The following is a 13,031-nucleotide window of genomic DNA, read 5'->3' as shown; positions in this document are numbered from 1 at the left end:
ATTTGTATAAGGATATGATAAAATGATACTATTTTATCTTCGGGGAAACGCCTACATTTGCTCACAGCTAAATGAATATAGAATCTAAACAAGAAAAGCATGAATTTCAAGAAACGAACAAATTTTCTCTTTGGAGCACTGCTGCTGACCGGCAGTTTGTTGGCTCAAAACGTATGTGTATCCACTCCGAAAACCTCTTTGGTGCTTTCGGCTCCTGAAGGTGGTACATTGAGACACTTGTATTATGGTAACAGACTTTCTGAAGCCGACTTGCAGAATATCTCTGCGGCAGAAGCGAACCATGCAGCCTATCCCGAATATGGATTGAATGCTCCCGTGGAGACGGCCCTCGCTGTGAAGCATGCCGACGGTAACATGACCCTCCAGCTCGAAGTATTGAACGTGACTACCGAAAAGGAAGGGAATGTCGTGACGACTGTCGTGGCACTGAAGGATAAGGTGTATCCCTTCTTCGTCAACGTCTGTTACCGTGCCTGGCAGGATGCCGACGTGATAGAATCCTGGACTGAAATCTCCCATCAGGAGAAGAAGTCGGTGGTGCTCAATCAGTTTGCTTCCGGCTATCTGCCCATCCGCCGTGGCGATGTATGGCTGTCCCATCTCTCCGGTTCCTGGGCCAATGAAGGGGTCTTGACGCAGGAACCTCTCACTCCGGGCATGAAGGTTATCAAGAATAAGGACGGTGTGCGCAATTCCCATACTGACCATGCCGAAGTGATGTTCTCCCTCGACGGTCGTCCGCAGGAGAACACGGGCAACGTGATTGGTGCAGCCCTCTGTTACAGCGGCAACTACAAGCTCCGCATTGAGACGCACGATGATGAATACCACCATTTCTTTGCCGGAATCAACGAAGAGAACTCTACTTATTCCTTGAAGAAGGACGAGCTTTTCCGCACTCCCGAACTTGCCCTGACTTATAGTAATGAAGGCTTGAGTGGCGGCAGCCGTAACTTCCATCGCTGGGCACGCCTGCACAAACTGGCGCACGGCACTACCCCCCGCAAGATTCTTTTGAATAGTTGGGAAGGCGTGTACTTTGACATCAACCAGCAAGGTATGGACCAAATGATGGCGGACATTGTCTCCATGGGTGGCGAGTTGTTCGTGATGGACGATGGCTGGTTTGGCGACAAGTATCCCCGTAAGAACGACAGCTCATCACTCGGCGACTGGGTGGTGGACAAGAACAAGCTTCCGAACGGCATTGAAGGCTTGCTGAGTGATGCCAAGAAACATGGCGTCAAGTTTGGCATCTGGATTGAGCCGGAGATGGCGAACACTACCAGCGAACTCTACGAGAAGCATCCCGACTGGGTACTTAAAGCTTCCGAACGTGACGTTGTGTTGGGACGCGGCGGCACGCAGGTAGTGCTTGACCTTGCCAATCCTGCCGTGCAGGACTTCGTTTTCGGTGTGGTAGACAACCTGATGACCTCTTATCCTGAAATAGATTACATCAAGTGGGACGCCAATATGTCTGTCCAGAACCACGGTTCGCAATATCTGACGAAGGATAATCAGAGCCACATGTACATCGAATTCCACCGCGGCTTCGAGAAAATCTGCCAGCGCATCCGTGCCAAATATCCCGACCTTACCATCCAGGCATGTGCCAGTGGCGGCGGTCGTGCCAACTACGGAGTGCTGCCTTACTTCGACGAGTTCTGGGTAAGCGACAATACCGATGCCCTGCAACGTGTCTATATGCAGTGGGGAACTTCCTATTTCTTCCCCGCCATCGCTATGGCATCGCATATCAGTGCTGCCCCCAATCATCAGACGTTCCGCACCATCCCTCTGAAATATCGGATAGACGTTGCCATGAGTGGTCGTTTGGGTATGGAAATCCAGCCCAAAAATATGACGGAAGAAGAAAAGGCTCTTTGCAAGAATGCCATTGCCGAGTACAAGACCATTCGTCCCGTAGTACAGTTGGGAGACATTTACCGCCTGCTCTCTCCTTATGACAAGCAAGGTGTGGCTTCTCTGATGTACGTGGCTCCGGAGAAGGACAAGGCAGTCTTCTATTGGTGGAAGACGGAACATTTCTGTAACCAGCACCTGCCGCGTGTGAAGATGGCAGGGCTCTGTGCCGACAAGCAATACCGGGTGCATGAACTGAACCGTATAGATAATGTTCCCTTGAACTACGAAGGAAAGAGTTTCAGTGGTGCCTACCTCATGGCAAACGGGCTGGAGATTCCCTACAACCATAAGGTGGACTATCACAAGCAGAACGACTATTCGAGCCGTGTGCTTTATCTGGAAGAGGTGAAGTGACATAAGCAAAGGTGAGGTTGGGCCGTGTAAAGGTGAACTTGAGCGGCGTAAAGGTGAGGTTTATGGGTACAGTTGGTACAGTGGGTACAGCGTCTCTTCTATCTCACACACGCATGTATATAAATAATGTACGCGTTATGAAGTAATGTACATAAGCGCATGTGTGTGAAGCAGAAGAGGCGCTGTACCCACTGTACCAATTGTACCACTGTTTGGATGTCCAACTTTTCTTTTCGTACCCTTTTGGGACTTTCAGGTAAGATGGAAACATAAAAAAAGTCCCACAATACATTGATATTGTAGGACTTTTTTCTTTTTGTCGCCTTCTGGCTTTGTTTCTATGTGAACCGCCTGGGGCTCGAACCCAAGACCCCAACATTAAAAGTGTTGTGCTCTACCTGCTGAGCTAGCGATTCAATCCTTCATTGCTGTTAAGCGGGTGCAAAGATAGATACTTTTTTGAAATTTGCAAAATAATATCATCTTTTTTCTTATCTTTGTCCCCATCAATCCTTGATATTAATCATTATCACTGAACATTAATCATTAAATACATGGCAACAGTAGACGATAAAAAGATTATCTTTTCTATGGTTGGGCTGAATAAAACCATTCAGCAGAACAACAAGCAGGTACTGAAGAACATTTACCTCTCGTTCTTCTACGGGGCAAAAATCGGTATCATCGGTCTGAACGGTTCGGGTAAATCGACCCTGCTGAAGATTATCGCCGGATTGGATAAGTCCTATCAGGGCGAAGTGGTGTTCTCGCCGGGATATTCTGTGGGGTATCTGGCCCAGGAACCGTACCTCGACCCCACCAAGACCGTAAAGGAAATTGTAATGGAAGGCGTGCAGCCCATTGTGGACGCGCTGGCAGAATACGAGGAAATCAATCAGAAGTTTGGCTTGCCCGAATATTATGAGGACCAGGACAAGATGGACAAGCTCTTCTCCCGCCAGGCCGAGTTGCAGGACATCATTGACGCGACCGATGCCTGGAACCTTGACAGCAAGCTGGAACGCGCCATGGACGCCCTCCGTTGTCCGCCCGAAGACCAGTCCGTAGAACATCTTTCCGGTGGTGAGCGCCGCCGTGTGGCCCTTTGCCGCCTATTGTTGCAGAAGCCCGACGTGCTTCTTCTTGACGAGCCCACCAACCACCTTGATGCCGAATCCATCGACTGGCTGGAACAACACTTGCAGCAGTACGAGGGTACGGTGATTGCCGTAACGCACGACCGTTACTTCCTCGACCACGTTGCCGGCTGGATTCTTGAGCTGGACCGTGGCGAAGGTATTCCCTGGAAAGGTAACTACTCCAGTTGGCTGGAACAGAAGACCAAGCGCATGGAGCAAGAGGAAAAGACCGCCAGCAAGCGCCGCAAGACGCTGGAACGCGAGCTGGAGTGGGTGCGCATGGCTCCCAAGGCCCGTCAGGCAAAGGGAAAGGCGCGTCTGAACTCCTACGACAAATTGCTGAACGAGGATGTGAAGGAGAAGGAAGAGAAGCTGGAAATCTTTATCCCGAACGGTCCCCGTCTGGGTAATAAGGTGATTGAAGCCAAGCATGTGGCAAAGGCGTTCGGTGACAAACTGTTGTTCGATGACCTCAACTTCATGCTTCCACCCAACGGTATCGTGGGTATCATCGGCCCTAACGGTGCCGGTAAGACTACGCTTTTCCGTCTTATCATGGGACTGGAAAAGGCAGACAAAGGCGAATTCGAGGTGGGGGAGACCGTAAAGGTTGCCTACGTGGACCAGCAGCACAAGGATATCGACCCCAACAAGAGCGTATATCAGGTCATTTCCGGCGGAAACGATCTGATTCGCATGGGAGGGCGCGACATTAATGCACGCGCCTATCTGTCCCGTTTTAACTTCTCCGGTGCCGACCAGGAAAAGCTCTGTGGGGTGCTTTCCGGTGGTGAACGCAACCGCTTGCATCTGGCGCTCTGCCTGAAGGAGGAAGGTAATGTGCTGTTGCTGGACGAGCCCACCAATGACATCGACGTGAATACGCTCCGTGCCCTCGAAGAAGGTTTGGAGGACTTTGCCGGATGTGCTGTGGTCATCAGTCACGACCGTTGGTTCCTTGACCGTATCTGTACGCATATCCTCGCTTTCGAAGGAGACTCCAATGTGTTCTTCTTTGAAGGTTCTTATTCAGAATATGAGGAAAATAAACAGAAACGTCTTGGGAAAGAAGAACCCACCCGTGTACGTTATAGAAAGCTCATGAATGATTGATTTCGGTGCGAATTTGAAAGTATATTCTTTTACTTGTTGACAATACGAAAGCCCTGCTGTAGAATGCAGGGCTTTTTTTGTTTAAAAATATCTCAAAAAAGCCTTTCTACCTTCAAAAAATGTAACATAAATATAACATTAATCTCGTTTTTATTAGTTATATTTGCGACTTAAAACATAAATTAATGTTTAATTAACACTATCTATTAACAAAAAACAGAATTATGAGAAAACATCTAATTCAATTCCTGTTGGTTGCAGTGTTGTCGGTATTTAGTGCCGCTGCATTTGCTCAGACTACAGTGAGAGGTCAGCTTGTTGATTCAGAAACAGGTGAACCGTTAGTGGGTGCCGCCGTCATGGTGGAAGGTACTACACAAGGATCGGTGACCGACATTGATGGCTATTTCAAGCAAAGCGTTGCTTCGAATGCGACATTACTATTCAAGTACGTGGGTTATAAAGACCAGAAGAAGAAGATTACGCAGAAGGGCGCTTCTGTGGATTTGGGTGCTATCCCAATGGAACCGGATGCTGTGATGCTGAAGGACGTAGTGATTACATCGTCTATTGCTGTGGCACGCAAGACTCCGGTTGCAGTATCTACTGTCGACCCCGTATTTATTGAAGATAAGATAGGTTCTCAGGAGTTACCGCAAATCTTGAAATCTACTCCGGGTGTTTATGCTTCTAATGAGGGAGGTGGCTTTGGTGATTCCAACATAAAGATTCGTGGTTTTAAGTCAGAATATGTGGCTATGATGATTAACGGTGTACCCATGAACGGAATGGAAAACCAGAAAGTATACATGAGTAACTGGGGTGGTTTGATTGATGTGGCCAGCAGTATTCAGGTACAACGTGGACTTGGTGCCAGCAAGGTGTCAACTCCTTCAGTAGGTGGCTCACAAAACATTATAACCAAGACTACTGATGCCAAGAAAGGCGGCTTCATCTCTTACGGCATGGGTAATGACGGCTACAGTAAAGTGATGTTCAGTGTCTCTTCCGGTCTGACAAAAGATGGTTGGGCCTTTACTTTATTGGGTGCCAGAGATAAACGCGACGGTTATATTCAAGGTACGGAATCCGAGGCCTACACTTGGTTCATGAGTATTGCAAAACGTATCAATGACAACCATCAACTTTCATTTACAGCTTTTGGAGCACCTCAGTGGCATAATCAGCGTAATATGGCAAATGGTTTGAATATCAAGGAGTATCAGCGTGTAAAACAATGGATGGGTGAGGAAAGTCCCTATCGTTACAACTCTACTTTCGGTTATCGCAATGGACAAGTGATGAACTCTTCACGTAACGAATACCATAAGCCCCAGATGTCTCTTAATCATTTGTGGCAAATCAACCATAAGTCAAGCCTCAGTACAGCAGCTTATATGTCTATCGGTACTGGTGCGGGCTATAGTGGTACGGGGGTAACGGGGTACACCAGCTCTTGGTACGGTACGGCCAGTGATGGTACGGTGAACACTCAGTTCCGTTGTCCTGATGGTACTTTTGATTATGATGCTGTGGATAAGCTTAATGCAGATAACTATACTAATCCGGTGAATGTGAGTGGAATGCCCGGTTATAAAGGTTCGCTGATGATTATGAACAAAGCCTCGAACGACCATTTCTGGACAGGATTGATTTCTACTTATACCACTAAGTTTGGTGATTACTTTGATTTCTATGGTGGTATTGACTTCCGCTATTATAAAGGTTTGCACAAGAATGTCATTACCGATCTTTTTGGAGGGCAGTATTATGTAGACTCTTATAACCGTAAGAGTGTATTGGCTGAGAATAGTGTGAATGGTGGAGTCACCTCCTGGGTAAACCAGAAGTTGGGAGTAGGAGATGTGATTCGTCGTGACTACGACGGTTTTGTGATGTACGAAGGTGGTTTTGCCCAATTGGAGTATAATAAAGATAAAGTGAGTGCATTTGTTTCAGGTGGTCTTACAAATACCAGTTATTGGCGTAAAGACCGTTTTTATTATAGTGGTGACAAACAGCTGTCTTCGAAGAAGCATTATTTGGGAGGCAATGTGAAAGCTGGTTTGAATTACAACCTTGATGATTACAATAACGTATTCTTCAATACCGGATTTATCAGCCGTGCTCCTATTTTTGATAATACCTTCATCAATTCTCAGAGTTCACATGAGCGTAATCCCGATGCTAAGAATGAGAAAGTTTACTCTTTCGAATTAGGTTATGGATATCGTAGCCAGTATTTTTCAGCCAATGTAAACGCCTATTATACTATGTGGAAAGACAAGGCTTTATATGATACCGGATCCTATGAAGACGTAAACGGGGCTTCCCAGCGTTGGACAATGAACATGACCGGTGCGCAGGCTAACCACATGGGTATAGAGCTTGACTTTATTGCCAAGCCTTTCCGCTGGATGGAAGTTAACGGTATGTTCTCTTGGGGAGACTGGCGCTGGAATGGGACAGCGAAAGGCTTCATGATGAATACTGAAGGCCAGATTATGGCGAATAGCCGTGGTGAAGTGGTGACAGATATGAGTAATGTAGATCAGTACAAGTATACCATTGAAATGGATAATGTACAGGTGGGCGGTTCTGCTCAGACTACAGCTGCTTTGGGAGTGACATTCCGCCCAATGAAAGGCTTGCGTCTTAATGCAGACTGGAACTTCTTTGCACGCAATTATGCCGATTATGACATTGATGCGAGCCAAGCCACTCAAAAAGAGGCTTACGTGGTGGAAAAACCTTGGGAGATTCCTTCATGGAGCACATTTGATGTAAGTGCAGGATATACCTTTGACTTCGGTAAGATTCGTGCTACACTGAGCGGCAATGTGAACAACTTGTTCAACCAAGAGTACATAGCCGATGCACGCGATGGAAGTAACCATGACTGGGAGACGGCCACACGTGTTATCTATGGTTGGGGACGTACTTATACTGTAAGATTGAAGTTGAATTTCTAAGCGAACATATTTATGAAAAAACATATATTATTAGGAACCGCATTGGCTTCGCTGTTTGCACTTGGGGCCTGCGATTATAACGAGGATAATTTCCCCGGATTTGATGAAAAAGAAACCATCACGGATGTCAGTACCGATACCCTCGTATTGGCTGATGCCCATTATGGCAAAATAGCTTCTATGCCGAAGAACCAAGGGATAGCTCTCGCCAAGGATCCCGAGGGGCAGACTTATCTTACGGCATTGAACCAGCTGGGTAAAACCAAGATGTTTACTGATATGGTAGCTCCTGAAGATTATCTGCCTGCATTTGTCGATTCGCTCTACGCATATCTGTCAGATGGTTCCAAGGTGCTGGTGCAGTACAATATCGGCAAGGAGCAACCTGAATATCTCTCGAAGATAAACGAAGCTCAGACTTTCGATCTTACTTCTGACAATTACGCTACAGTATGGGGGGAAAGCATGGTAGTGAAATATCTCACCCCTTCTACGTTGAAGAAGCTTCCTGCTTTGTTGAAGGAAGGTATCAAGAACCCGAAGACGGGAGATGTGTGCCAAGTGAATTACGCTTGGTCGGAGACCGAGCCCAGTACAGGCGGCGGTGCAGTGAAAATGGTATACCAGAAAGTAACTTCTATTGATGCCGAAGGAGGTAATTATGTCATTGTGGCTCCGACGAAGGACAATACTTGGATTCCTTTCGGTCAGTTCAAAGACCCGGATAAGACGTATGGTTATATGGAGGGTGAACCGGTAGAGATTGCGGATGGTTTCATCACCAGCGATGTGTCCAATCATATCATGACACTTACTCCTACGGAAAAAGGTTTCACTATGCAACGTCCGGATGGCAAGTTCATCTATCAGAGTGGTACGTTTAACAGCTTCAACATCGGTACTTCCATACCCGAGGGTGGGGATTGGAGCTTTGCTTACAACTATGACCGTAAGGCATTTGATGTAAAAAATGTGGAAAAGGACAAAATCATCAAGCTGAATTTCTATGAAAAAGGAAACTCTTATTCATACGGTTCTTATCCGAATGCTACGTTGGGCATTTATATGAATGAGTCGTTCAATGGAAACGAGGGCGGTTTCACTACTCAAAATGTGAAACTTACCGGCACGTTAACTAATGTATGGAAGGTGGATGGTAAATATGGTTGGAAGGGTAGTGCTCATGTAGGAGATAGCGATTTTGAATCGGAAGCATGGGTGGTTTCTCCTATTATAGATTTAGCAAAAGCGAAGGCTCCTCTTCTTAAGGTAGATATTGCCATTAATTTCTTGAATGGTAACAATCGTGCTGATTTTATTGAATTGCTGGCTTCGGAAGATTATGTGGATGATGTGGCTACTGCTGAATGGAAGACTCTGAATGTACCTCAATGGCCGGAAGGCAAGAATTGGAATTATGTAAATTCCGGTGATATTGACCTGAGTGCTTACGAGGGCAAGAAGATAGCCATTGCTTTCCGTTATAAGAGTACTACAGAGTGTGCGCCTACTGTAGAGTTTAAGAATATGTCACTTACAAGTACCGTATCAGGGTATTATGAGGGTGTGGATATTTATAAGGAGATTCCTGAATCAGAAGCTGAAATGCCTGCTCGTGCCGTTACCCGTGCATCAGACGTGAAGCCAAATGCTTCTGCTCTCTACCAGTATGACGGTTCGGCTTGGACTGCCTACGAAGAAAGCGCAAGTATCGGTATCCGTGTGATGCAACCTGCCGATTATGTTTCTACCGGTTCGGACTATTTGAGCGATGCTGATGCCGTATTGCCCGTTTATCTGAAGAATGCATTCCCTTACGCACAGAGCGGGGATGTCAAGGCAGTAGTTTATTTCGGAAATAAGGAGTATGATGTGATGGCCGATGAATATGGCTTCGATGGCACTGCATGGGTGAAGAAGAATACCGAAACGGAAACTGCTGAAATGGCATTCCTGAAGACTGACGGCAAATGGATGGAAGCAAAAGAGTATTATAGCAATGACTTTGCTGGTGAACTTCATAACGATGCCCAGATTGTGAATGTGAAGCTTGATGGCATGAATTATGTATGGAGTGCAGGTGCAGGTTATACCCGTATCAAGGCAAGCGGTTATTATCAGCGTAACCGCGATACGGAGGCATGGCTTGTAACCGGTGAGGTAGATCTTACCGAAGCTATTGCCCCACAGATGGTATTCACTGCTTCGGCAGACTATTTGTATGGAGGCAAAATTGAGAACGCAGTGTCTGTACATGTGTCCGAAAATTATATCCCTGCGGCTTCTACTGCTACTGATGAAGAGAAGATTGCAGCATTGCAGGGAGCGGCTTGGAGTGATCCGTTGTCGTTCGAGTGGCCTACAAGCTCTAAAGAGATCGAAATGCGTACTTCCATGGCCGACTATGTGGGCAAGAAAGTATATGTGGCATTCCGTTATGCAAGTAATACTGATCCTGGATTTGCTCCTACATTCTACATGAGTAACTTTGTGGTGAAGGAATAATTCCTGAGGTTGTGCAATAGACAATGTGGTAATGGACTTTACTGTCCATTACCACATTTGCATTCTTAGTATCGTAAAATCAAATTTAGAAACATAGATGAAAAAACTGTCTTACTTATTTCTTTTGCTGGTCGGAATTTGGCTGGCTGGATGTGATGATTCTTCAGAGGCTTCGCTCATTCCCGAGATAATACCTACCGAGCAGGGTTCGGATACTTACGTGATGAAGGGCTATGAGTCGAGCGACAATGGTTTCAACGTGTATAAGCCCAAGGCTATCGGCACCCCTTTCTATATCCAGTCCAAAGCTTTTACCGGGCGTAATTACGCATTTGCTCCTGTTAATAGTGAGTCGCTGGAAGGGCTTACTGTTGTTCCGTCTGCCGATGCTTTCAGCGAAAGCGTTGAGGTGAAACCCTCTACGTGCTATTGGGTGCGTTTCAACCGCTACAATCATTATCAGATGGGCAAGCTCCGCGTGGCCTATATTCACGGTAATGAAGTGGGCATAGAGTATGTGGCTTCTGAGGATATAGATGTGAAAAATGCCAATATTGCTGATAACAATAAAGCAGACAATCTTGAAATCCCAGCTCTCAATGCAACCAATCAATATATTGAATACTATGCAGGCGTGTCTGATGAGGAAGGTGCCGGGCAGGTACTCAATTTCTCTTTGGAATACATCGCTTCCAAGAAGCATTCGGCTTGGGTGGCATTCAGTTTCGACCCGATTACTGCGCAAGACAACGTGAAGCGTGCCAACGAGTGGAATCAAGACGACCCCAATATTGACAACAGCGTGGAGGTGACTGAATCCATGCATAAGAGCGATGGGTACGACAAGGGGCATCTTTGTGCCAGCGAAGACCGTGTGTACAGTAAAAGTGCCAATAAGCAGACCTTCTACTACAGTAATATCTCGCCACAGATAGGGAGTTTCAATCAAAAGTATTGGGCGGCTCTTGAGAAGCAGGTGCAGACTTGGGGACGTTCCACCATCAATGGCACATACGACAAACTTTATGTCGTGAAAGGTGGTACTACTGACCGTTTGCTTACCAATTTCACAGGTGTGAAGAAAGCCAATGACGGGCTTTATCCCACCACCAATGCCGACGGGCTGACACTTGGCGGACTCATTTGCCCCAGCTATTATTACATGGCTCTGTTGAGCGAGAAGGCAGGGGTTTATCATACTATCGCTTTTTTAGTCCCTCATTCTGAATTATTGCCAGAAAAACCTGGAAAAGATGAATTTATGGTTTATGCCGTTTCTATTAAAAATTTGGAGTACGAAACCGGTATCGACTTCTTCTGTAACCTGCCTAATGAGATAGAGAAGACTGTAGAAGCTACTTATAGTGCTGACGATTGGGCTTGGTAAAAGCTTCAGAAACTATAAGGAGAGTCTCCCCTTTTAGTATGACGGGCATGTCATGATTTAGGTAGCTTTCTTAAAAGCTGTTTTTGTTTTGATGGAAACTGACTTCTTATCCGTATCTTTGCATATTGATTAAAAAAGAGATATTCATGGAACTTTCGGATATACTTCATAATTTGAAGATACAAGAACTTACGCCGATGCAGGAGGCTGCTAAGGAAGCCTATCAATCAGCTAAAGATTTAGTACTTCTTTCGCCCACCGGTTCGGGTAAGACACTGGCTTTTCTCCTTCCGCTGGTACAGACCTTGAAAGCGGATATACAAGGTGTGCAGGCTCTTGTACTAGTACCTTCACGCGAATTGGCTTTGCAGATAGAAACTGTGTTCAAGTCCATGGGAACTCCCTTCAAGGCTATGAGCTGCTATGGCGGGCGTCCTGCCATGGAAGAACACCGGACAATGAAAGGCATTCATCCCACCGTCATTATCGGTACTCCGGGACGTATGAGCGACCATTTGAGGAAAGAGAATTTCAATGCCGCCACTGTCGTCACTCTGGTGATAGATGAATTCGACAAGTGTCTTGAGTTCGGTTTCCATGACGAGATGGCAGAGGTTATCGGGCAGCTTCCCTCACTGAAAAAGCGTGTGCTTCTCTCGGCCACCGATGCAGAGGAAATACCGCAATTTGCCGGAGTAGGAGGTGATTCCCCGTCTTCCGGCTCCCGGCTCATGAAGCTTGATTTTCTTGCTCCGGAAGCCCTTGCTCCGCGTCTGCGGCTGCATAAGGTCGTTTCTCCGGAGAAGGACAAACTGGAAACCCTCTATAACCTGCTTTGTACCCTCGGCTATCATTCCACTTTGGTATTCTGCAATTATCGTGAAAGCGTGGAGCGTGTTGCCGGGTACCTGCAAGCCAGGAAGTTCCCTTGCGACATGTTCCATGGCGGTATGGAGCAGCCCGACCGCGAACGTGCGCTTTACAAGTTCCGCAATGGCAGTTGCGCCGTACTGATATCTACAGACCTTGCCGCCCGCGGACTGGATATTCCGGGTATTGAGAATGTGGTGCATTACCATCCTCCCGTAAACGAGGAAGCCTATACACACCGTAATGGACGTACTGCCCGCTGGGAGGCATCGGGAAATGCATATCTTGTTCTGCATGTCGAGGAGCGGGTACCCGAGTACATTTCTGAAGACATCGAAACGTACGAGTTTCCGGAGACGCTTCCCAAACCGGCCAAGCCCCGATGGGCTACCTTATATATAGGTAAAGGGAAAAAGGATAAGTTGAACAAGATAGATATTGTCGGCTTCTTGTATAAAAAAGGAGGAATGGCGCGTGAAGATGTCGGGCAGGTGGATGTAAAGGAACACTATGCCTTTGTAGCCGTGCGCCGCAGTAAAATGAAACAATTGTTGACGCTGGTACGCGGTGAAAAAATCAAGGGAATGAAAACTGTTATCGAGGAAGCAAAGTGATTTATCTTATAAATATTCATTTTATTTGCGCTTATTCTTTTGAATATGAAGTAATGAAACCGCCTTGCTTTTAGTTTCTCTAAAAGTATTATCCTTGATAAGTAAAGATAACAAAATGGTGCATATA

General features: G+C 46.4%; 6 protein-coding genes and 1 tRNA gene. 6 read left to right on the top strand and 1 reads right to left on the bottom strand.

What is annotated here, in order from left to right; translation table 11 throughout:
- Positions 1–99 precede the first annotated feature (99 nt).
- Positions 100–2,304: an alpha-galactosidase gene (locus DWX62_RS09460; RefSeq protein WP_120172777.1), complete on the top strand. Its 2,205-nt coding sequence runs from the start codon at positions 100–102 to the stop codon at positions 2,302–2,304.
- A gap of 343 nt (positions 2,305–2,647) precedes the next feature.
- Here the strand turns inward: DWX62_RS09460 and DWX62_RS09455 are convergent.
- Positions 2,648–2,720 (bottom strand) — tRNA-Lys (locus DWX62_RS09455).
- A 138-nt stretch (positions 2,721–2,858) separates the two neighbouring features.
- On the opposite strand from DWX62_RS09455, the gene ettA reads away from it, so the two are divergent.
- The 5 genes from ettA (at position 2,859) to DWX62_RS09430 (ending at position 12,904) form a co-directional block, all read left to right on the top strand.
- The gene (gene ettA, locus DWX62_RS09450; RefSeq protein WP_005828098.1) at positions 2,859–4,556 is read left to right on the top strand and encodes an energy-dependent translational throttle protein EttA; all 1,698 of its coding nucleotides are present in this window, start codon (positions 2,859–2,861) and stop codon (positions 4,554–4,556) included.
- 224 nt (positions 4,557–4,780) lie between these two features.
- Positions 4,781–7,528: a TonB-dependent receptor gene (locus DWX62_RS09445; protein WP_005828100.1), complete on the top strand. Its 2,748-nt coding sequence runs from the start codon at positions 4,781–4,783 to the stop codon at positions 7,526–7,528.
- 12 nt (positions 7,529–7,540) lie between these two features.
- The gene (locus DWX62_RS09440; protein WP_070101216.1) at positions 7,541–10,033 is read left to right on the top strand and encodes a choice-of-anchor J domain-containing protein; all 2,493 of its coding nucleotides are present in this window, start codon (positions 7,541–7,543) and stop codon (positions 10,031–10,033) included.
- A gap of 97 nt (positions 10,034–10,130) precedes the next feature.
- The gene (locus tag DWX62_RS09435; protein WP_005828102.1) at positions 10,131–11,420 is read left to right on the top strand and encodes a DNA/RNA non-specific endonuclease; all 1,290 of its coding nucleotides are present in this window, start codon (positions 10,131–10,133) and stop codon (positions 11,418–11,420) included.
- A gap of 146 nt (positions 11,421–11,566) precedes the next feature.
- Complete coding sequence (locus DWX62_RS09430; RefSeq protein WP_120172776.1) at positions 11,567–12,904, top strand: DEAD/DEAH box helicase; 1,338 nt, start codon at positions 11,567–11,569, stop codon at positions 12,902–12,904.
- Positions 12,905–13,031 lie beyond the last annotated feature (127 nt).

Source organism: Bacteroides sp. AF20-13LB (assembly GCF_003603065.1).
Classification (GTDB): Bacteria; Bacteroidota; Bacteroidia; order Bacteroidales; family Bacteroidaceae; genus Bacteroides; species Bacteroides uniformis.
The sequence above is the reverse complement of the archived record's forward strand: the minus strand, read 5'-3'. Positions and strand labels throughout refer to the sequence as shown.

Bases quoted from the DNA above. Each gene is read 5' to 3' on its own strand.
- DWX62_RS09460 (WP_120172777.1), top strand. From the start codon at position 100: ATGAATTTCAAGAAACGAACAAATTTTCTCTTTGGAGCACTGCTGCTG.
- ettA (WP_005828098.1), top strand. From the start codon at position 2,859: ATGGCAACAGTAGACGATAAAAAGATTATCTTTTCTATGGTTGGGCTG.
- DWX62_RS09445 (WP_005828100.1), top strand. From the start codon at position 4,781: ATGAGAAAACATCTAATTCAATTCCTGTTGGTTGCAGTGTTGTCGGTA.
- DWX62_RS09440 (WP_070101216.1), top strand. From the start codon at position 7,541: ATGAAAAAACATATATTATTAGGAACCGCATTGGCTTCGCTGTTTGCA.
- DWX62_RS09435 (WP_005828102.1), top strand. From the start codon at position 10,131: ATGAAAAAACTGTCTTACTTATTTCTTTTGCTGGTCGGAATTTGGCTG.
- DWX62_RS09430 (WP_120172776.1), top strand. From the start codon at position 11,567: ATGGAACTTTCGGATATACTTCATAATTTGAAGATACAAGAACTTACG.